Source organism: Bacillus sp. FSL H8-0492 (genome assembly GCF_038006145.1).
GTDB lineage: Bacteria > Bacillota > Bacilli > Bacillales > Bacillaceae_G > Bacillus_A > Bacillus_A mycoides.
On the sequence record NZ_JBBOUP010000001.1, the window covers coordinates 3816320 to 3838116 of the forward strand.

Annotated in this window: 22 protein-coding genes, 2 pseudogenes and 1 riboswitch; of the genes and pseudogenes, 4 read left to right on the top strand and 20 right to left on the bottom strand. The window is 34.9% G+C overall.

From position 1 onward, the window contains the following. Positions 1 to 91 precede the first annotated feature (91 nt). The 4 genes from MHH66_RS19620 to MHH66_RS19635 all read right to left on the bottom strand — a co-directional run bounded on the left by MHH66_RS19620 (position 92) and on the right by MHH66_RS19635 (position 5829). On the bottom strand, positions 92 to 1465 hold the full coding sequence (locus MHH66_RS19620) for a putrescine aminotransferase (protein WP_002140944.1): 1374 nt from the start codon (positions 1463 to 1465) through the stop codon (positions 92 to 94). Next, entirely contained in the window at positions 1466 to 2959 is a 1494-nt protein-coding gene (locus MHH66_RS19625) for an aldehyde dehydrogenase family protein (protein WP_078184154.1), read from the bottom strand. 372 nt (positions 2960 to 3331) lie between these two features. After that, a complete protein-coding gene (locus tag MHH66_RS19630) occupies positions 3332 to 5461 on the bottom strand; it encodes a sigma 54-interacting transcriptional regulator (protein ID WP_078184153.1) in 2130 nt (709 codons plus the stop codon). Between the two features lie 119 nt (positions 5462 to 5580). Beyond that, a complete protein-coding gene (locus MHH66_RS19635) occupies positions 5581 to 5829 on the bottom strand; it encodes a hypothetical protein (protein WP_002011502.1) in 249 nt (82 codons plus the stop codon). Positions 5830 to 6014: 185 nt separating this feature from the next. Here MHH66_RS19635 and MHH66_RS19640 point away from each other — a divergent pair, with 185 nt between their 5' ends. Further along, positions 6015 to 6179 (top strand): hypothetical protein, encoded by a 165-nt coding sequence (locus tag MHH66_RS19640; RefSeq protein WP_340867139.1) that lies wholly within the window; start codon positions 6015 to 6017, stop codon positions 6177 to 6179. A 53-nt stretch (positions 6180 to 6232) separates the two neighbouring features. On the opposite strand, the gene MHH66_RS19645 is transcribed toward MHH66_RS19640, so the two are convergent. From MHH66_RS19645 to MHH66_RS19675, 7 genes and pseudogenes are all read right to left on the bottom strand, one after another. Continuing rightward, the gene (locus MHH66_RS19645) at positions 6233 to 7582 is read right to left on the bottom strand and encodes an APC family permease (RefSeq protein WP_063219082.1); all 1350 of its coding nucleotides are present in this window, start codon (positions 7580 to 7582) and stop codon (positions 6233 to 6235) included. 422 nt (positions 7583 to 8004) lie between these two features. After that, the gene (gene nrdF / locus MHH66_RS19650; protein WP_002011508.1) at positions 8005 to 8973 is read right to left on the bottom strand and encodes a class 1b ribonucleoside-diphosphate reductase subunit beta; all 969 of its coding nucleotides are present in this window, start codon (positions 8971 to 8973) and stop codon (positions 8005 to 8007) included. A 94-nt stretch (positions 8974 to 9067) separates the two neighbouring features. After that, positions 9068 to 10453, bottom strand: a pseudogene (locus tag MHH66_RS19655) (ribonucleoside-diphosphate reductase subunit alpha); the annotation flags it as partial. A 401-nt stretch (positions 10454 to 10854) separates the two neighbouring features. Further along, a pseudogene (locus tag MHH66_RS19660) lies at positions 10855 to 11553 on the bottom strand (ribonucleotide reductase N-terminal alpha domain-containing protein); the annotation flags it as partial. Next, on the bottom strand, positions 11540 to 11899 hold the full coding sequence (gene nrdI, locus MHH66_RS19665; protein WP_000959445.1) for a class Ib ribonucleoside-diphosphate reductase assembly flavoprotein NrdI: 360 nt from the start codon (positions 11897 to 11899) through the stop codon (positions 11540 to 11542). The gene nrdI and the pseudogene MHH66_RS19660, both read right to left, overlap by 14 nt. Before the next feature lie 477 nt (positions 11900 to 12376). Beyond that, complete coding sequence (locus MHH66_RS19670; RefSeq protein WP_002011512.1) at positions 12377 to 12694, bottom strand: hypothetical protein; 318 nt, start codon at positions 12692 to 12694, stop codon at positions 12377 to 12379. 25 nt (positions 12695 to 12719) lie between these two features. Next, on the bottom strand, positions 12720 to 12914 hold the full coding sequence (locus MHH66_RS19675) for a hypothetical protein (RefSeq protein ID WP_002011514.1): 195 nt from the start codon (positions 12912 to 12914) through the stop codon (positions 12720 to 12722). Between the two features lie 261 nt (positions 12915 to 13175). Here MHH66_RS19675 and MHH66_RS19680 point away from each other — a divergent pair, with 261 nt between their 5' ends. Next, the gene (locus MHH66_RS19680; protein WP_002011516.1) at positions 13176 to 13754 is read left to right on the top strand and encodes a GNAT family N-acetyltransferase; all 579 of its coding nucleotides are present in this window, start codon (positions 13176 to 13178) and stop codon (positions 13752 to 13754) included. Positions 13755 to 13815: 61 nt separating this feature from the next. On the opposite strand, the gene MHH66_RS19685 is transcribed toward MHH66_RS19680, so the two are convergent. Next, positions 13816 to 14418, bottom strand: a complete 603-nt coding sequence (locus tag MHH66_RS19685; RefSeq protein WP_078184151.1) for a histidine phosphatase family protein — start codon at positions 14416 to 14418, stop codon at positions 13816 to 13818. Positions 14419 to 14499: 81 nt separating this feature from the next. After that, positions 14500 to 14658, bottom strand: a complete 159-nt coding sequence (locus MHH66_RS19690) for a hypothetical protein (RefSeq protein WP_002086806.1) — start codon at positions 14656 to 14658, stop codon at positions 14500 to 14502. A 253-nt stretch (positions 14659 to 14911) separates the two neighbouring features. Here MHH66_RS19690 and MHH66_RS19695 point away from each other — a divergent pair, with 253 nt between their 5' ends. Beyond that, positions 14912 to 15097 carry a YkvS family protein gene (locus MHH66_RS19695; protein WP_002064385.1) on the top strand — a complete coding sequence of 62 codons (186 nt, stop codon included), beginning with the start codon at positions 14912 to 14914 and terminating at the stop codon, positions 15095 to 15097. Positions 15098 to 15147: 50 nt separating this feature from the next. Here the strand turns inward: MHH66_RS19695 and queF are convergent, their stop codons facing one another. From queF to queC, 4 genes are read right to left on the bottom strand one after another with little or no spacing between them, the layout of a single operon-like run. Further along, positions 15148 to 15645 carry a preQ(1) synthase gene (gene queF, locus MHH66_RS19700; RefSeq protein ID WP_002086808.1) on the bottom strand — a complete coding sequence of 166 codons (498 nt, stop codon included), beginning with the start codon at positions 15643 to 15645 and terminating at the stop codon, positions 15148 to 15150. Positions 15646 to 15663: 18 nt separating this feature from the next. After that, positions 15664 to 16380 (bottom strand): 7-carboxy-7-deazaguanine synthase QueE, encoded by a 717-nt coding sequence (gene queE, locus MHH66_RS19705; RefSeq protein ID WP_063217420.1) that lies wholly within the window; start codon positions 16378 to 16380, stop codon positions 15664 to 15666. Beyond that, positions 16373 to 16864: a 6-carboxytetrahydropterin synthase QueD gene (gene queD, locus MHH66_RS19710; RefSeq protein WP_002011526.1), complete on the bottom strand. Its 492-nt coding sequence runs from the start codon at positions 16862 to 16864 to the stop codon at positions 16373 to 16375. The genes queE and queD overlap by 8 nt, the downstream gene beginning before the upstream one ends. Then, entirely contained in the window at positions 16864 to 17526 is a 663-nt protein-coding gene (gene queC / locus MHH66_RS19715) for a 7-cyano-7-deazaguanine synthase QueC (protein WP_002168840.1), read from the bottom strand. The genes queD and queC overlap by 1 nt, the downstream gene beginning before the upstream one ends. 93 nt (positions 17527 to 17619) lie before the next feature. Beyond that, positions 17620 to 17663, bottom strand: a riboswitch (PreQ1 riboswitch). Positions 17664 to 17871: 208 nt separating this feature from the next. Here queC and MHH66_RS19720 point away from each other — a divergent pair. Beyond that, complete coding sequence (locus MHH66_RS19720; protein WP_063217419.1) at positions 17872 to 19080, top strand: ATP-binding protein; 1209 nt, start codon at positions 17872 to 17874, stop codon at positions 19078 to 19080. Positions 19081 to 19089: 9 nt separating this feature from the next. Here MHH66_RS19720 and MHH66_RS19725 read toward each other — a convergent pair whose 3' ends face one another. The 3 genes from MHH66_RS19725 to MHH66_RS19735 all read right to left on the bottom strand — a co-directional run bounded on the left by MHH66_RS19725 (position 19090) and on the right by MHH66_RS19735 (position 21679). Next, positions 19090 to 19206 carry a DUF6254 family protein gene (locus tag MHH66_RS19725; protein WP_000038354.1) on the bottom strand — a complete coding sequence of 39 codons (117 nt, stop codon included), beginning with the start codon at positions 19204 to 19206 and terminating at the stop codon, positions 19090 to 19092. A 105-nt stretch (positions 19207 to 19311) separates the two neighbouring features. Continuing rightward, positions 19312 to 19845 (bottom strand): DinB family protein, encoded by a 534-nt coding sequence (locus MHH66_RS19730; protein WP_002030551.1) that lies wholly within the window; start codon positions 19843 to 19845, stop codon positions 19312 to 19314. A 139-nt stretch (positions 19846 to 19984) separates the two neighbouring features. Then, complete coding sequence (locus tag MHH66_RS19735; protein WP_078184150.1) at positions 19985 to 21679, bottom strand: M3 family oligoendopeptidase; 1695 nt, start codon at positions 21677 to 21679, stop codon at positions 19985 to 19987. Positions 21680 to 21797 lie beyond the last annotated feature (118 nt).

Genomic DNA, 21797 nt, shown 5'->3' on the forward strand with positions numbered 1-21797 from the left:
CGTTACACTGCCTTCCTGTAATAAAATACAGGTAAATCTATTCTAATTATAGTTTCAATCGTTTGAATTCACATATAACCTTATGCGAAATTTATTTTACTTTTACTTGAGCTAGCACAGATTTAAACGTATTAATAACTGTATCTACTTCTTCATAACTAATTGTAAGGGATGGTTCAATACGAATTGTTTTTGAGTTAATTAATGTTCCCGCAACAAGAATACCTTGATCAAACATCGCCTTTGACACTTCATAACCAATCTCGTCTTTATGGAATTCAATCCCAATCATTAAACCTTGACCACGAATTTCAAAGATTTTATCTTCGTGCCCTTCTGCAGCTTGTTTCAATCCATTTAAGAAATACTCCCCAACTTCCATAGCTCGTTCCGGTAATTTCTCTTCCAATAATACATGGATTGTTGCAATTGCAGCAGCACATGCAAGTGGATTTCCTCCAAATGTTGTTGTATGCATAAATGGATTTTCAAACCAACTTTTGAATACTGTTTCTTTCGCAACAATAGCTCCCGCTGGCATTACACCTCCACCAAACGCCTTCGCAAGACAAATAATATCCGGCACGACATCATATAATTCCGCAGCAAACATTTTTCCTGTACGTCCCATTCCAGTTTGTACTTCATCAAAAATAAGGAGTGATCCAAACTCATCACAAAGCTCTCGTACTTGTTTCAAATAATTTTCTGGAGGTAAAATAATACCGCCCTCTCCTTGAATTGGTTCTAAAATAACTGCTGCAACATCTTCTCCCACTAATGCACATGTCTCAAATGTTTTTCTCATCATATCAATATCGCCAAACGGAACATGACGGAAACCCGGAATTAATGGTAAAAATGGCTTACGGAACATTCCTTTTGCCGTCCCAGATAAAGCACCAAGGCTCTTACCATGGAAAGCACGCGTTGTAGCAATGAAAGTTGTTCGTTCACTATACATTTTTGCTAGTTTTAATGCTGCCTCTACGCTTTCTGTTCCACTATTTGTGAAGAAGGCATATTTCAAATCACCAGGTGTAATATCCGCTAAAATCTTTGCAAGCATTGCTCGAAGTGGATCTAGTAAATCCTGACTGTGCAATGCTTGACGCTTTAATTGATCCGTTACAGCTTTTACCACTTTCGGATTACGGTGACCAACATTATAAATTCCAAATCCACCTAAACAGTCAATATACTTTTTACCATTAATATCCATGAAGCAAGATCCTTCATCTGACCATTCTACTGCTGCAAATTGTCCATCTTTTGTTACTGTTTTTCTATAAGCAAGAAAACCAGGGTTTACATGCTCTCTAAATCCATCTACTGTTTCTTTTTGAATCCAGTTTGCCTCTTCTTCAGTAACCTTTTCTTTTTCAATTAACTGTAGTACTTTCGTAATATACTCATTTACATTTGATTCTTTCTCATTCAATTTATTTTTCACGTTCGTTTCCATCTAATTCACCTCTACATTTTTTTTATTTGCAAACCAACCAATAGGTTCTACTTCTAGATTTATATTAATCTGCTTAATCTCTTGAAATTCTTCTAAACCAAACGTTCCTAGACTACGACCTATACCACTTTGCTTATATCCGCCCCAAGGCGCCTCATTGTATGTTGGATGATAACTATTAATCCACGTAATTCCTGCGCGAAGTTTGCGAATCACACGCATTGCTTTTGCACCATCGACTGTAAATACTCCTCCAGCCAAACCATAGTCTGTACCGTTTGCCAACTCAATTGCTTCCTGTTCGTCTTTAAACTTTTGAATTACTACAACAGGACCGAAGATTTCTTCCTGGACGATGCGCATATCAGGTTTTACATTGACAAAGACTGTTGGTTCAATAAAGAAACCATCACCTTTTCCATCCTCCATTATTCGTCTACCTCCGCAAGCAACGTTTGCACCTTCGTCTTTCCCAATTTCAATATAGCGTAATACTTTTTCCATATGTTCTTGACTTACAAGTGGCCCCATTTTTGATTCTGGATTATCACCAGGTCCAACGTTAATTTGCTGTGCTCGCTCTACAAAACTATTAACAAATTTATCATAAATCTTTTCTTCGACAAGGATTCTTGATCCTGCTGAACATACTTGTCCGCTACCTGCATAAATACCGAATAGAGCATAATCAATAGCGGTCTCAAAATCTGCATCTGCAAAAATAATATTTGGAGATTTCCCTCCAAGTTCTAACGAAATCTTTTTCATATTATCTGCCGCTGTTCTCATAATGTGCTTACCTGTTTTTGTTCCACCTGTAAAGGAAATCATATCCACTTTATTACTCGCTGCAATTTCATTTCCTACTATTGGACCGGCCCCCATTACCATATTGGCAACACCTTTTGGTATCCCTACTTTTTCAAGGATTTCGAATAGCTTTGTTGCAGTGATTGGTGTCACTTCAGAAGGTTTAAACACAATTGTATTTCCAGCTGCTAAAGCAGGTGCAATTTTCCACACACTCATCAATAGCGGATAATTCCATGGAACAATTAATCCACAAACACCAACTGGCTCTCTTACAACCATCGCTTGCATCGGATCGGCTACATGATATGTTTGACCATCTGGCTTTGTAATCAATCCGGCATAATAGCGAAAACAAGCCGCTGCATCTCCAATATCTCCTTCTGCCTCACGGTATGTTTTTCCATTATCCATTGTTTCAAGGTACACTAATTCTTCCATATTTTTATCAATTTCATCTGCTATTTTAAATAAATATGATGCCCTTTCAGCAGTGGATGTTGCTGACCAAATTCCGCTATCGAAAGCCGTTCTTGCCACTTCTATCGCGTATTTTGCATCCTCAATCGTTCCCTCAGGTGCATATGCTATACCCTTGCCATTCGCAGGGTTAATAATCGTTCTTTTTTCTTGATCACTAGAGTCTCTCCATTCACCGTTTACATACATTTTTAAATCTAGCACTATATTGAATCCCCCTTTATCGATTGTTTATATATTTATAAGCAATTTCCATGCCAATATTTAAAATTCAAAAGAATCATACATAAAGTGAAACTTTAATTAGCCCTCACCAATCGGGCGTTTACGGACAGCAGGGCTTCCACCTGAATTTTGAGGTGGGAGTTTTACTGCCCACAAATATCGGGATAAACTGACTATTTTCTTAAAAACAACAAACATTTTATGCATTTCTGCATACACTATTCCATTTTGCATAAAGTGAAACTTTAATCATTTCCGCTACCGCCTTCACCACTCGGGACTTGAATCCCAGAGAATATGTACATGCTGAGCGCACACAAAAAGGAGAAGTCTATGTGACCTTCTCCTTTTTTAGGAATATGAGATGATATCAGCCGCTATCTCTTTTTCACTAACAATCTTTTGATATTTACGACTCACTGAAGATTGGCTGATTCCAAGAGCTTTTGCAGCCTTAGTCGTTGTTTTATACTGCTTCATTGCAAGCAAAATCAATTGTTCTTCTACAGAATGTAGTGCTTCTTGTAATGGTAATACTCTTGTAATAACTGGTTTTGATTTATTAAAGTCATAACCGGGTGTTAAAAACTTACTAACAAACTCCGCTTCAATTACTGGATCGTCTGCTGATACTACTAAACGTTCAATCATATTTTGTAATTCACGGACATTTCCTGGCCATGAATAGAACTCTAGTAAATTAAGTGCATCTGGAGTTAAATGATAATTTTTATTATATTTTTCATTTAACTGTTGTAAGAAATGAAAGGCAAGTACCGGAACATCTTCCATTCGCTCTCGTAAAGAAGGAACTCGCAGTGGAATTACATTTAGCCGATAAAACAAATCTTCACGGAATGTTCCAGATTCGACCATCTTTTCAAGGCTCTTATTTGTAGCAGCAATAATTTGTACATTTATTTTCGTAGGGATTGTACTTCCAATAGGAATTACTTCTTGTTCCTGTAGGACTCTAAGCAATTTCACTTGCAAATGTAAAGGCATTTCTCCAATTTCATCTAAAAATAAAATACCTTGATCCGCCCGCTTAAAATATCCTTCTTTTCCATTTTTATCGGCTCCTGTAAAAGCACCTTTCGTATAACCAAATAGTTCACTTTCTAACAAAGTTTCTGGAATTGCACCACAATTTAATTTTAAAAATGGCTTTGAAGATCGGTTTCCAAGTTGATGAATTGCCTGAGCAATTACTTCTTTTCCGACGCCAGATTCTCCAGAAATAAGAACATTGGAAGAAAAATCTGCTATTTTTTTAGCTTGGTTAATAATTTGCTCCATTTTCGGACTACAGTAAATAAGCTTCTTAAGAAAACGATCTTTATTTTTAAAGTCATCTAACTCCTTCTTATATTGCTCTGATATCTTCTTTATTTCATGTAATTCCGTCTTCAATCTCGTTGCTTCGGTAATATCCCTTGAGGCAATAATAATACGATGAAGCTCTCCGTTTTCATTAAATACAGGGTTTCCAACTGCTAATATTTTTCTTCCGCTTTTTGTTTCTTGTACAACTGATACCTTTTTTTGTTTTTCCAACACTAATCGCGTAACAGAAGGACTGAATAATCCTTTATTTTCTAATTCTAAAAGATTTTTTCCTAAAAGGTCTTTCAAACTACTCCCCCAAAAATCATTGATAACAGTTTCACTATAACGAATTAATTCCCCTTTATGATTAACAACTAATATTTCATCATAAATACTAGACAAGATTGCATGTAAATCTTCATTTAAATCCTTTATATATTCAATTTCCATCGCCATGTCCTCGACCATCGGCAAATCTTGCACAATAATAACCATTCCTTCAATACTTTGATCAAAGTTTGGAATTGGACTATAGTCAACTAATACACCCATCTCATTTGTGATTTGTAATTGATTCAAGATCGTTTTTCCCGTTGTAAATACGTTATTAATGTGCTCTTCGTTAAAAATCAGTTTTGCTGGTACATTCATAACTTTTTCAGGAGTCGATTTAATCATCTTCAAACCAGACTCATTACAATTTACAATTTTCTTTTCACGATCTACTACAAAAATCCCCATTGGAATAGACGTTAAAATAATTTTTAATATATCAACACTCTGATTTTCTTGTTTAAATAGTTCTGCAAAAACATCCTCTCTTCTTATATATCCTGTTAGCTCATCCATTTCATTTTTTACTATTGCAATCGGCGCTCCAATAATTTGAAAAAGAGCTGTTAAAGAAATATCTTTACTAAGATGACATATTGTATCTAGTGAAACAGCATTTGAAAGCAATACCTTAGCAGTTAATCCCTTACTATTTGATAGCAGATCCTTCACATGAACGTATGCAAATAATTTCTCTTCTCTTTTTAAAAATAGAAAAGATTCTTTTATATTTTCAACATCTATATTCCATTCCTTTTCAGATTGATCGATAGGTAGAGAAACAATAGGTCTAATTTTTTTATGAGCAATGGAAAACATGCTGCTATTCCTCCTTTGAACTATATAATTTGTATTGTATCATTAAATACAGATTTTTTTAATTAATCTGAAAATAAAAAAGGAAGATGAACGCCTCCATCTTCCTCATTGTTCTATCATTAATCACTACCACTAACGAAAAGGTCTTCTTGAATATAAGCTAATACCATACCTGGAATTACTTTATCTCCCGCTTCTACTTCTAAAGATTGAACTTCTCCACTACATCCCATCTTAATTACTTCCAGTTTACCATTCATATCTTTAATAGCGAATAATGGCTCCCATTCATAAATTCGAGAATCCTTATCGATAGACACTTTTTCAATTATTCCATAACACGGACTCGTAATAATATCATAATACATAATCAATCATCCCTTTCTTTTATTCTATTAATATTGTTCTTCTAACCTTTGTGACTGAAAACACCCCGCTTTTATATTTTTACTAATTGTACAAAGCAATAATTGTGCCAAATGAAAATACTATATTGATCATCATTTATCAGCCATACTCCCTAGACTTGCCTCTCTTCCTTATGAACCGTTGAATGAATTATGCAATACTGCATGGTTGCCCAATCTTCAAAGAAAAAAACATCGGATTCATTCCCGATGTCTTTTTCTTTTTTATCCCGCTATTTGTGGGCAGTAAAACTCCCACCTCAAAATTCGGCTGGAGCAAAGAAGTTAGGTGGGAGCCCCGCTGCCCGTAAACGCCCGATTGGTGAGGGCTAATAATCGGAGGGGGATGAACACCCCCCACACTTTATATTTCCTGTGCTTCTTCAAAATGCATTTGCGGAGGAGCTGAACGGAACATATTTGTAACATATAGAAGGTACCCAATTCCAATAGCAGCCCAGCAAAGTCCCAAAATAAGTGAATGGATATTGAGATTAAACCATAGTACGGCTACAGTAGCAGCACCCAAAATAGGCATAACTAAGTAATTTAAGAAATCTTTTATCGTCTTATATCTTTTTTGCTTGATTATATAGTAAGAAATTACAGACAAATTAACAAATGTAAATGCAATAAGCGCTCCGAAGTTAATAAGAGATGCTGCTGTTTCTAAATCAATGAATATAGCGAAGAGCGAAATAATTCCTACAAAAATAATATTATATACTGGGGTTCTCCAGCGAGGATGAATGTATCCGAATATTTTCTTCGGAATTACATTATCTCGCCCCATTACGTATAATAACCTGGATACACTTGTATGAGAAGCTAAACCAGACGCAAGTGTCCCCATAAGGGTTCCTACTAAAAAGAAAGCTTGAAATAATTTCCCGCCAACATATAGCGCAATTTCTGGGGATGCTGATTCTTGATTTTTAAATACAGATGTATCTGGAAAAATAGATTGTGTAAAATACGTTGTAGTAATGAATAAAACTCCGCCGATTAAAGCAGTAAGAAAAATAGCTCGAGGAATTGTTTTTTTGGCGTTTGGTGTCTCTTCTGAAAATGTAGTTACTGCATCAAAACCTAAAAATGAGAAACAAAGAATTGTTGCACCTGCAACTAACGGTGATATTTGTATATCTGATTGAAAAAACGGCTGAATGGAAAAAACTTCTCCTGTTCCCTCTCCCGCTAATAAGCCTTTTATAACTAGAAAAACAAATACGGCCATTACTAACACTTGAAATATTACTAAGAACGTATTGAAATTAGCAGTAACATTTACGCTAATCATATTTATTAATGTAACCAGGAGAACAAAGCCAATGACCCATACCCAACTAGGAACACTTGGGAAAAATGCTGACATATAAATTCTCGTTAATAGTGCGTTCACCATTGGTAGAAACAAATAATCCAATAACGCGGACCATCCAACAAGAAACCCAAGCCTTGCACTAATTGTCTTCTGTGTATACGTATAAGCAGATCCTGCGGTAGGAAAAGCCTTTACCATTTTTCCGTAGCTTGCAGCGGTAAACAACATCCCCGCTAATGCAATAAGATAAGCTCCTGGAACATGACCACCCGTTTTTTCAGAAACGATTCCAAATGTGTCAAATCCAACCATCGGTGTCATATACCCGACCCCTAGCATAACAATTGACCAAAGCCCTAATGAACGTTTTAAACCAACTACTTTCCCCACCTATCATTCCTCCTATTTTCTCTATCTAATTTCCATTTAAAAATCGACAATCAAAAGGAAGCGTTTTCAAATGACCGTATATCACACCGAGTATTACCTCCCTTTTTGTTTCTTTTTAAATATTCATGCAATTTTCAAGCCAAAATTTCTAGAGTTTAAAAATTCAATATTAAAAAGAACGTATAGGTGGAATTAGACCTCATTTCTTCTCATTTTTTATTCATTTTGACATAAGTTATTCAATCTCTCATACGACTAAATATGAAAAATAAAACTTTAATCCTTGTTTTTTCATTCCCACTTCCTCAAAAATTGGGCTTTTACAAGATTAAAATATTTCCATGGAATAATAACATTATGTAAACTATTCATAGCAAAAAAGCTGTCTTTTCTATAAAGACAGCTTTTTCTATAACACTATATTAAAAATTGAATACGAAGTCATCGTCTGCTAACTTTTCAACATTCGTTGCTTTTACGTAACCATTTCCTTTTACAGAGAAGAAGTCATGGTTTTTCGTATCTGTACGTAAACCATTTAAAACGATTGGGTTAATTTCTTCTTCCTCAAACTTCGGCTCAAGTCCTAAGTTCATAAGTCCTTTATTCGCATTGTAACGAACGAAACGATTTACATCCTCTACAAGACCGATAGAAGTGTAAATTTCTTCTGTATATGCCAATTCAATTTCATACAGTTCCATTAATAACTCTTGCGTTTCCGTTTGTACTTCTTGTTGCTCTTCTGCAGAAAGTTCTGTGAAGATTTGTTGTGCTAAAATACCAACGAATACGCCGTGAATTGACTCGTCACGAATTATTAGGTTAATAATCTCACCACTTGCCGTCAATTTACCTTGACCCGCTAAGTAAAGTGGATAGAAGAATCCACTATAGAATAAGTAACTTTCTAAGAACACACTTGCTACCATTGCCATGTATAACTCTTTTTTCGTTACTTCAGGCTTTAATAAGCGACGATAGTAACTAGTAACAATACCAGCTTTTTTCTCAAGTAATGGATGGTTATCTACCCATTCAAAAATATCATCAATTTCTTCTTCAGTAGCTAATGTTGTGAAAATATGACTGTAACTCTTCGCATGTACTTCTTCCATAGCGCCCATGAAAGCTAATACACTTTTCGCTTGTAAATTTTCAAGATGAACAAGTACAAGAGGCATCCCTTCGCCACCTTGTTTCGTATCTAAAAGTGTTAAACCACCTAATACACGCTTATAAGCAATTTGCTCTTCTTTTGATAATTGTGCCCAAGTATTTTTGTCAGAAGACACTGCGATTTCTTCTTCTGTCCAAAACTGAGCGATGTTTTGCTTCCAAAACATTAAACTAAAATCATCTTCTTTTTTGTTCCAGTTTACCGCACGCATTAAATCGCCCCTTCTCTAAATAAACATAAAAAATTGATAACTAAGCATGAGCAGGGTTCAGAAAAACCCTGCTCATAATGTCTCACTTTTTATATTAAACGGTACAAGCCACGCACTCTTCCACGCTTAATTTACGTGTTCTCGTATAATAAAGACTCTTCAAGCCTTTTTTATGTGCATAAATGTAGTAACGTGCTAACTCACGTGTTGAAATATCACTATTAACATAAAGAATTGTACTAATTCCTTGGTCAATATGTTCTTGAACTTCTGCGATTAAATCAATTAATTTAAACTGATTCATATCATAAGAAGATTTATAGTACCAAAACGTATCTTTTGATAAATACGGCATTGGATAATATGTTGTCGCATTCGCATACGTTCTTGATTCAATTTGACTTACGATTGGCATTACGCTTGAAGTTGCATTTTGAACGTAACTGATCGATTGTGTCGGAGCGATTGCAAGACGATATGAGTTGTATAAACCATTCTTCTGTACTTGCTCTTTTAAACTTGTCCAATCTTCTTTTGTTGGAATATGAATTCCTTCAAATAATTGCTGAATTTTTTCAGTTACTGGGCTGTAATCTGTCGTTTCATACTTTTCAAAGTATGTGCCGTTTGCATAATCAGACTTATCGAAGTCTTTAAATGTTTCGCCTTTTTCTTTAGCGATCTCCATACTTTTCTCAATCGAGTAGTAATTTAACATCATAAAGAATGTACGAGCGAATTCTTTCGCTTCAGCACTTTCATAAGCGATTTTATTTTTTGCTAAATATCCATGTAAGTTCATTGCTCCAAGTCCAACTGAATGAAGCTCATCATTTGCTTTTTTCACAGTTGGGGCATTCGGAATGATCGTCATATCAGAAACAGCTGTTAAAGCTTCCATTCCCGCATGAACTGCTTCACGAATTTCTTTATTTTCCATTACGTTTACGATATTTAACGATCCTAAGTTACAGTTAATATCACGGCGGATAATGTCTTCTGTACCGTAATCATTTATTTCAGAAGTTTCTTGTAGCTGGAAGATTTCTGTACATAAGTTCGACATCTTCACAGTTCCAATATCCTTCAGTGGATGCTGGTTATTTGCATTTGATTTAAACATTAAGTATGGGTAACCAGACTCAAGCTGAATCATAGCAATTTTAATAAGCATATCACGCGCACTAATATCTAGTGGCTTCTTCTTCACTTTCGGATTGCTCATTAATTCATCGTACATTTCGTCGATATCTATATCATCTAAATGTTTTCCGCACTCTTTAAATACTGTATAAGGCGCGAAAACATGGAAAGGTTCGTTTTTCTCAGCAAGCTCAAAGAACTTACTTGGAACGATAATTCCGATTGATAGAGACTGAATACGGCTCTTCTCATCGGCATTTATTTTTTTGGTATCAAGGAATTCAATAATATCCCAATGGAAAATGTTTAAGTATACTGCACCTGCACCTTTTCGTTGCATATTGTTACTCCATATCGTCAAAACGTATGGGGGATAGTCATTTCTGCTATCCTCTCTATATCGCTATAGAGTTCAGACCATATCTTCTTCTCGCCAAATTCTTCATTTAACCATTTATCATATGTTTGATGCACATGAATATGGCATAAACTATAATAAATGTATACACCCTTTGAATTTGGTTGTTTTGAGAAGCCAGGTTCGAGCTACTTAGTCACCTACATAGCCACTTGGTCGTTGAACCTTCTCCTTATCTAATAAATTTAGGAGCTCGGCTGCTGATTTCCTGCAATCTTGGATTTTCAGGGTTCGCTACGTAATTTCTTCGTAGTATCCTACCTTGATATACTCAGGCGTTCCAGCAATTGACCTGGTTTTATAGTTGAGCCATAAAGTTAACCCAACTGATTCGCATACGAAAACGAATCTTCAAGTAATTTCATAACAGGTACTACACCACTTGCGGCGTTATCAATACCTTTAATTTGCTCACCACGTGCACGTAGCTTAGATAAGTTTAAAGCTACTCCACCACCGATTTTCGATAATTGCATTGCAGTATTAATGTTAAAGCCGATTGAATTTAAGCTATCATCCATCTCTAACAAGAAACAAGACACCATTTCTCCTCTTCTGCTTCGTCCCGCATTTAAAAAGGTTGGTGTCGCTGGTTGGTAGTTTTGTTTTACAATCATGCTTGCGAAGTGTTTTGCCTTCGCAACATCACCGCGTCCTAAGTATAATGACACAATTGCTACACGATCTTCATAGCTTTCTAAGTATTGTTTTTGATCATTCGTTTTTAACGCATAATCTTTATAGAACTTAGATGCTGCCATATAAGATTGGAACTCGAAGTTTTCACCATAAGCGATGTTATAAACTCCTTCTACTTCCTCCAAGCTATACTCGTCCAGAACGTTGTAATAGTAATCATGTTCTTTCATATACTCCATTCGCTCTGCCACGCTATTAAAATGAACGGTATTCTCTCTAGCTTCTTCCATAAAGACTTCTAATGCCTCTTTATCTTTATGAAGCTGATAAAAACCGTCCTGCATTTGCGTGATTTCATTATTCAGTTCAATGTGTCGCAATCTCCCGCACCCTTTCTTTAAAATATTCTACATCATTATTTGTTCCAGATAACTCAAATTTTGATACAATAGGCACTTCATATTTAGTAGAGATTTTGTCAGCACTTGCACCAAACATGTCTCCCCAATTACGATTGCCACTTGCAGATACGCCTTTTAATTTTTCATTATTGCGTTCTAAAAAGTCTAAAACACGTTCCGGTACATTTCCAAAACCTGTTGTATACGTAATAAGAATAAAGTCTTCATCTAATACTAGAGCTTCATCAATTTGAACGGCCGGCATATTTAATTTGTGAATGAAACGCTTCACGTTTCCTGTCATAGAATCATATGCAACTAACATTTCCGACCCTCCCTCTCCAATCTATATTCTCTGTATGTCGTTTCTTGATTTCTCTATATATTGTATTACGTTTCAAAATAAGACACAAGATATATGTATAAATTCTTTCTTTTTTTAACTTTTACTTTTCGACATGACCGTCGATTTTTTTCAATACAAAGACTATGAAACAACATTCTAAAACTCATGTCAATAAAGTGCTTTTCAAAAAAGTTGTCAACGAATTTAACCTTATTTTTAAAAAAGTTACCAATATTTTTTGTCATAAAACAGTAAATGCTGGAGTAATATATTTCTCCAGCATCACGCAAAAAAGAACAGATATTAAACGATAATCTGTTCTAACAAACGATTACATTTATCAATTTTACTTTATTAAATATTATACATATTCTTTCGTTCCTCGTTACATACTAAAAGATAACTATTATAGAAAAAGATTATTATTATGGAACTTCAATTTATTTATGAAAAAAATTATTCAGGGTGCTCAATACGCAAAATATCTCTTACAAATATATGATGTGGATTCTCATCTTTATCGAGCATTGTACATACAGGAGCTTCTTCATCAAAGTATACGATCATTCCTTCTACGTACTGATATGTATGTTGAACTTGTACCGTTACTTTAATTTCTACTGCTTGTTCATACGCCCTTTTTATTTTCTGAAGCATTTTTGCTGAACATTTTCGTTTCTCTGGATACATAACCATTCCCATAAACCTATTCCCAGCTCTATCTTTCCACATATAATCCCAATGTGGCAATATGCCTTGTTTAAAATCCCCCATAATTCTCCTCTCCTTTACCTTCTATTTATGAACGTGGTGTTTCTGAATATGTATAAATTACCTGTCCACCGCGCTGTGCGTTCCCGATAATATGTTTAAAATCTTCTCGATTTACAACAACTTCTCTGAACGTATAAAATACATCTTTCGTCGCAACATACTCCTTTATTTCATCATTTTTCAGCTGATCCAAAATTGTATTTGCTAATTGTTTATCCATGTATTTCACCTCTCTGCAATATTTTATTCTATCGCATCTTCTATAGGTCGACAACGGTAAAATTATCCCGTTACTATTATGTAATTCACTTTCATTATTTTTATATCTATATCACTTTATTATATTCGCACTAAATATCATATACTAACATAGCTACTTCTCTATATCAAACTTTTTGATACCCTGTATAACAAAGTTCCAAATCACTGTTTGATATTTTATTTTATGCTACAATATATATTTAGAACTAGGAGGGATACTATGATTCGGAAAGCAAAAAAGACAGATGCGGTAGAAGTAGCACCTTTATTGTATAACGCTCTGCACGAAATTGCTGAAAAAATCACAGGTAGCACAGTTGAAGCAAAAGTAATACTAGGACTTGAAACATGGTTCGTAAAAGAAAATAATCGATTGAGCTATGAAAACTGTTTAGTGGCTGAACAAGGTGGAAAGGTAGTTGGGGTTATTGTCGTTTATCACGGTAGTGACGCTGAACAACTTGATGCACCAATCATACACTACTTAAGAGAACTACATGAAGATGAATCCATTACGTTAGAAAAAGAAGCTGAACTTGATGAGTATTATATTGACACGTTGTCAGTTTCAAGTATGTACAGTGGACGTGGTATTGGCTCTAAATTAATCGATGCAGCTGAACTTCATGCAACTGAAAAAGGGCATGAAAAAATCGCCTTACTTGTTAATTTAGAAAACAAACGCGCTTTTTCACTATATGAAAAACTTGGTTACAAAGAAGATAAAACCGTTATGCTCGTCGGTGAACCGTATGCCCATCTAATAAAACCATTACGGTCATTGGTTTCTATATCTTAAAAGGACAATTCTTTTTTTACTTGTTATGTAGAGAAAGAGGCTGCCAAAGGGACAGCCTCTTTTAAATTAATTTTGTATTTAATACATTTCCATCCATCGCCTCATGAAATGTATACGTTGTACATCCCCATGGCTTCCTATGAAAAATAGGCGAACCAGACCACCCCATTGCCCTCAGTTCAGTCCCAAGCATCGCATTAAAATAACTATGACCTACAAGGGCAATATGTCCATGTACGAGCGCATAGCGGTGCAACATATTAGCGGCTTGCCTTGCTCTTTCTCGTACTTCCTTATAAGACTCAACCTCTTTACTATAACCAACTATCCATCGTGTACGTCCAATAAACATCCATACATTCGGTTTACATTTCAACCATTTTGGAGCATAAAAACTCGTTGGAACTTCAGCTTCCCTAAAAAGAGGATTTTGCACAAAAGATAGGGAATCCAATAACTCAGCCGCTGACTGTACAGCGCGCCTTTGATCACTCGTTACAACCAGTTTCGCTGATTCAATCGCCTCAATTGTTTCAATTGGTATAGGAGTTTCTTTTACTGTAGTCCCTAAATCATATTGCTTCATCCATTCACGAAATGAAATAATTGTCCTTGGCTCTATAGTACTGTCCAAACGACCATGACGAATAAAAGAAATTCGCATTCTTTCCACTCCCCATTCATCACTTACGAACTATATTACGTACTATTTCTTCTTGCCATCATACCATGCATAAAAAGAAAGTTATATATCCCCACCACTATCATGTGTTATCGAAGTGTGCACACCATCCAGTCCATCAAAATATGTAGTTGTTTCATGATGACGCACTTTCTTCAACTGTATATATGAAAATAAAAATAATAAAATCGCTATAAAGCTCCCCACAATTTCAAACATCATTTTCCAGCCCCTAATTTCTCCCACTTTAGTAGGTCATTGTATCTTTTATTATACTCCCGTATAAAGATGTATGCATTTTCATCATTCTTCTCCTAAACAATATTTTTTACATATTTTCTTACAAAAAGTGAATATTTTTCGAATTTTTACTTTGGAAACATTTACAAAGTAGTAAATATAGTTCAAAATAAGAAGAAATAAAAAAGCCCAAATTATTCTTTTTTTGGGAAAACTGGAACAAGGAGAGTTGCTTATGCAGATCGCAGAAACTGGAGATATCATTGAATTTAAAGGTGGAATGCAAGGCCGTGTTCAAAAGGTAAATCAAAACTCCGTTATTGTTGATATAACAATTATGGAGAATTTTAGAGAACTAGATATGGAACCTCTTACAGTTGTAAGCCATAAAAACTATACTGTCATTAATCAACATGCATAATATAATAGAAAGAAAGGATCTGTATATCATACAGATCCTTTCTTTCTATATTAACGATTATCGATCTTTTCTGGATATAAATCGTGATTCATCATGCGGTAGTCTGCCATTTTCTCATACTTAGTTCCTGGGCGGCCGTAGTTACAGTAAGGATCGATTGAAATACCACCACGTGGTGTAAATTTCCCCCATACCTCAATATAGCGTGGATCCATTAATTTAATTAAATCATTCATAATAACGTTCATGCAATCTTCGTGGAAGTCACCATGATTTCGGAAGCTAAATAAATATAGCTTTAAAGATTTACTCTCTACCATTCTTTGTTCTGGAATGTAGCTAATATAAATTGTTGCAAAATCTGGTTGTCCTGTTTTCGGACATAAACTTGTAAATTCAGGACAATTGAATTTTACAAAGTAATCACGGTTTGGATGGTTATTATCAAATACCTCTAAAATTTCCGGGCTATATTCAAATAAATATTTTGTATTTTGATTTCCTAATAATGTTACATCTTTTAAATCTTCATCTAATCTTCCTGCCATTTTAAACATCCCTTCTCATTATACCCCTCGTTTATTTCCCCATACTAACGCATGAAGCTGAGGCAGTACTTTCGCATCATTCATTTCTTTACAATTCACAGCTTTTTCAATAAGCCACTCATATTTTTCTAATAGTTTTTTTATAAGCACCGCATCATCCACTGTTTTCGTATCATCATTCCCTACTTGTAAGAAAAATGGTACATTCGGATAACGCTCGTGCATCTTAACTGCATATTCAAAATCTTGATCATCGAATACTACTACTTTTAAACTAAAATCTTTCCCTGCTAGTTTATGAATAACAGAATCTAACATCTGAAAATCTGTTTTCATAGTTGAGCTTGGTGGTTTTGGAGAAATCGTTACCTCATCAATTTGAAGCAACCAATCTTGCCATTTACTCCCTTGTGTTTCTACCGCTGTTCGCATTCCATTCTCCTTTAATATAGAAAGAAGAAATTGCATATTTTTCAGCAAAACAGGATTTCCACCCGAAATCGTAACATGAGAAAAATTTTCTCCACCAATTTCTACAAGCTCATTCCAAATGTCTTCCGGTGTCATTTGTTTAATTTGCTCTTTGGCCGATCCATCCCATGTAAAAGCAGAATCACACCAAGCACAGCTATAATCACAGCCCGCTGTACGGATAAACATTGTCTTTTGTCCTACAACCATCCCTTCTCCTTGAATGGTTGGACCAAATATTTCTAAGACGGGGATTTTACTCATCGAGCATCCACTCCCGTCTTACTTCCGCATAACTAGTCGGCGTCTCAAAAAGACGAACAAATTCAACACGAGCTCCCTTATATTCGTTCGCACGATTATCTTTCGTTAATGCTTCTGCCATCTTTTCATAAATCCAAACGACCATATTTTCAGCAGTCGTATTCATTTCTGGCAATGTTTCGTTTAAATAACGATGATCTAAATAAATTTCTATTTCATTTTTCCAAATCTCTTTTATATCTCCAAAGTCAATTGCAAGGCCTATTTCATTTACATATCCGCTAATTCCAAATACAACTTTATATGTGTGTCCATGTAAATTTTTACATTTCCCTTCATAGCAGTGTAAATGGTGCGCTGCGTCAAATGTAAATTCCTTGCTGACCATTACTCTTTTATTATGATATTTGAGTTGTTCACGCTGAATATCCTTGTCCATTTTTTGCAAATTTTCTACGATGCGAAATCCAAAAAAGTTATCCATTAGTTGCTCGCTCCTTCGCGTTCTTGTAGATACGTATCTAATCCCGCTTTACGAAGTTGACATGCTGGACATTCACCGCAACCATCACCAATGATTCCGTTATAACATGTTAATGTTTTTTCTCTAACAAACTCAAATGCTCCAAGTTCATCCGATAATTTCCATGTCTCTGCTTTATCAATCCACATAAGTGGTGTATGAATAACAAACGGATAATCCATAGATAAATTTAATGTAACGTTTAATGATTTCACAAACACGTCACGACAATCTGGATAACCACTGAAATCAGTTTCACATACACCCGTTACAATATGACGTGCTCCAACTTGTTTTGCTAATACAGCCGCAAATGATAAAAATAGTAAATTTCGTCCATCTACAAATGTTGATGGCAATTCACCTTCTTCATGTGTAATCTCCATATCCGTTCTCGTTAACGCATTTGGAGCAAGTTGATTTAATAGGCTCATATCTAGTATCGTATGTTTAATTCCTAGCTCTTTCGCAATTTCCACTGCACAATCAATTTCTAATTTATGACGTTGATTGTAGTTAAATGTTACAGCTTCCACTTCTTCAAACTGCTGTATCGCCCAAAATAAACATGTTGTACTATCTTGTCCACCACTAAAAACAACAACTGCTTTTTCTTTTTTCATTTCACTCATTCTCCTTCTCTACTACGAATAAGAAGAAAGAACGTTCTTGAACTGTCACAATAAAAAAACAAAACAATACCTAATGATATTGTTGTTTCCATAGTTTTTTATAGAGGGAGTTCGCGAACCTCTCCCATGCAGTGCACGGAATTTCTTCTTTCATTGACAAAGATTATTGTAACATATTGTATACTACCAGAAAAAATTTCTGATTTTTTCCGCTATTTCGCATTTCATTTATTTCATTTTATAGTATGATTAATTTAATGTTAGAAGAGAGGAGGCATCCCACTGGAACTCTTTATTATTTACCTCTTTTTAAATATATTATCTATTCTCGTTACAATGCTCGTATATCATTTATTTTGGAATCAGAAAGGGAAACGATCTCCTAAATTAAATTCAGCCATATTTATTGTATTGTGTTGCCTCGCTACCATACTATGTATCACTTTCGCAGCAAAAACAAATAATGGTTTTCAGTTCGACATGCGACATATCGTATTAATTGTCGGCACGTTAACGGGAGGGCCTATTGCTGGTGGTTCTATTTTAGCTGTATTAAACATTTATCGCTTTTTATTGGGAGGAATAGGTGCGTTTCCATCCTTTATCGCTTCTATTCTCCTATTTATTGTTCTACTATTAACATACAAATTTTTTAATCGAAGTTCTAATCATATAAAAATAACACTTGCTATTTTTTACAGTCTTACTTATGGATTTGGTTGGATACCATTTTTCCTTGCAAGTGTTACAAATGAGGCAGATTATATACCACATATCATTGTGTACGAACTATGTACGATGATTGGTACGATCCTTATTTTATATTTACTACACATATTACAAATGCAAGTTCGTCTCCAAAATGAACTTATGAACGCTGAGAAATTTCATTTAATCGGCGAAATGGCAGCTTCTATCTCTCATGAAATTCGTAATCCTTTAACTGCAACGAAAGGTTTTTTACAACTTTTACAGTCAGATGCATGTTCTGAGAAAGAACGAAAATTATATATCGACATAGCCATTAATGGTATCGAACAAGCAAATCACGTTCTTACAGACTACTTAACTTTTGCAAAACCGAGTATTGAAAAAGAACAACAATTACAAGTAGAGGAAGAATTACTTCATGCGTTGTCTTTGATCACACCTCTCGCCAATTTAGCAAATGTTCGTATAAATTATATAAAACAAAGTACATCTTTCTTTATCGCTGGCGAAAAGCAAAAGCTGAACCAATGTTTATTAAATATTTTTAAAAATTGTATTGAGGCTATGCCTACAGGTGGCGACCTTATTCTTACATTAGTTCCAGCCCATAAACATATACAATTATATATAAAAGATACAGGAGTTGGTATGGATCAAGAACAAATAAAACGCCTTGGATCACCTTTCTACTCAACGAAAGAAAAAGGGACCGGACTCGGAATGATGGTCGTCTTCAGCGTCATTCAAGCAATGGATGGAAAGATTGATATTATAAGCGAAAAAGGGACAGGTACAACCTTCTTATTAACTTTCCCACTCATACAAAAAACGTGATGAACTTCATCACGTTTTTTCTGTTCCTTCAACTAATTCTGCAAAAGCTTTCACTTTCCCATGTGGCTTTTGATTTTCTTTCCGAGCTTTCCAGGCGCGCTCTTCTTCTCTCTTTTTCTTTGACATGCTTTTCAACTCCTTCTTTTCTTTTCTCCATGTAGTATTCCAAAATGAGAAAGAAAACTATGCATGAGTAAAAAAGAAAAGAAGCGGTTCCCCACTTCTTTCATTTTAACGCTGTAAAATTGCATGTTTCGCTTCTTTTAGCTGTGTAAGATGTCTTTGTTCGTGTAAATCTAGAAATTGAACCCATTGATATAAATTCAAATCATTAAAAATAGGATGTTTTAATCCATTTTCAAATAATTCTTTTTCATCTATTACACTATGAAGGGCATGTAATAATTCTTGTCGTGAATGTTCTAGTAATTGAATTCCTTGCAGTTTTTTCATTAATGTTTCTGTTGGTTTCATTTGTTGAGGAGCTTCCCTTTTATGTGTGCGATCAAGCGTAAGTTGGAGGTCTTTAAATGGAGCAAGTTTTCTTTCTTTTTTTTGCAAAGCATATACAAGGGCAGATGTGACAGACTGTTCAACTAAATGCAAATGATGCAAAATTTGAATAATACTCCATTTATCACGGCGTGGCTTTACATTCACCTCCGTATCATTTAACATTTCAATTTCTGATAACAGCGTGCTTCGTGTAGACTGTAATGAGTGGACTAAAGTTTCTAAACTAACATCCATATTAGATTGAAGCATAGTGCTTTCCCCCCTTTTGTTGGTGAAAAGGGGCGCTCCCCATTAGAAACACCCCTAAAATAATTCTGAATTTTCTTTTATTATCTCATCATTTTTCTATTATGTCGATGTTAAACATAGGAAAAAAGTGCATGTTTTTTTACAATTTTGTGTCGTCAACAGCACGTAACCACGCTTCAATTTCTGTAATTACACTTTTTACACACCCTTCAGCGAATGGTGATGTTAAATTTGCAACTTCTACTAATTCTAAGAATGATTTACTTCCACCTTGTTGACAAAGATTCACATAATCTTCCCAAGCCTCTTGTCTATTATCTCTTGCACGTTTCCAAAATTGCAGTGCACAAATTTGAGCTAACGTGTAGTCAATATAATAGAAAGGTGAGCTATAAATATGACCTTGACGTTGCCAGAAACCACCACACTCTAAATAATCATTATCTTCATAATCACGATGTGGTAAATACTTCTTCTCTATGTTACGCCATGCTGACTTACGTTCTGCTGGCGATGCTTCTGGATTTTCATATACATAATGTTGATATTCATCTACAGATACACCGTACGGTAAAAATAGAAGTGCTGAACTTAAGTGTGAGAAATAATATTTATCCGCATCTTCTTCAAAGAATAACTTCATCCATGGCCATGTAAAGAATTCCATACTCATTGAATGGATTTCACATGCTTCATATGTTGGCCAATTATATTCTGGAATTTCATACTTACGACTTTCATATACTTGGAAAGCATGACCAGCTTCATGTGTTAATACATCAATGTCCCCAGACGTTCCATTAAAGTTTGAGAAGATGAATGGCGCTTTATAATTCTCGATATATGTACAATATCCACCACCAGCTTTTCCTTTTTTCGCAACTAAATCTAATAAATCATTATCGAGCATGAAATTAAAAAACTCATCTGTTTCAGCTGATAATTCTTTATACATCGTTTTCCCGTGATTAATAATCCAATCGGCATCGCCTTTTGGAGTTGGATTACCTGTAGCAAACTCAAAGTTTTCATCATAATAAGCGAGCTTTTCTACACCAATGCGTGCTTTTTGTCTATTTCTTAACTCGGTTGCAACTGGAACGATATAATCTAATACTTGCTGACGATAGTTCGCTACCATTTCAGCATTATAATCTGTACGATACATTCTTGCATATCCTAATTCAACAAAGTTTTTAAAACCAAGTGTTTTTGCGATTTTCGTTCTCACTTTAACAAGCTCATCATAAATACGATCTAACTCTTCCTCGTTCTCAGCTAAAAATCCGTAGTATGCTTCACTTGCTGCTTTACGTTCACTTCTTTCTTTTCCTTGCATAAACGGAATAAGTTGCGATAACGTTCTTTCTTCTCCTGCAAAGTCAATTTTTGCAGATGCTAATAACTGCGTATATTGTGAAGACAATTTATTCTCTAATTGTAAATCTTTCACTACTTCATCTGAATATGTTTTTAAATCACATTCAGCTAGAGCAAATAATTGCTTTCCATAATACGCTTCTAATTCTTCGCGGAATGGAGAATGAATTAACGCATTATAATACTTTGTACCATACCCTTGTACAACTGGAGAGAATTCATCAAAGAAATCCTGCTCATCTTTATAAAAGGAATCTGTCGTATCAACAGAATGACGAATGTAACAAAGGTTACCCATTGTACCAAAGTCATTACGAATTTCGTTAATTGAATTGATAACTTGTTTTTGTTCTTCCACAGTTTTTGCGTTATCAAACTTCTCTAAAGCAACAGTAAATTTCCCTTTTAATTCTTCAATATTTGGCCGTTTATATTCATAGTCTTTAAATGACATGAACGAGCCCCCTCTCCATTATATGCATCATTATTATAATTCAATTCTTACTTACAAATCTCCTCTTATTCTTCAGCAAAATGCGGTAGATGATATCATAAATACATGCATACAAAAA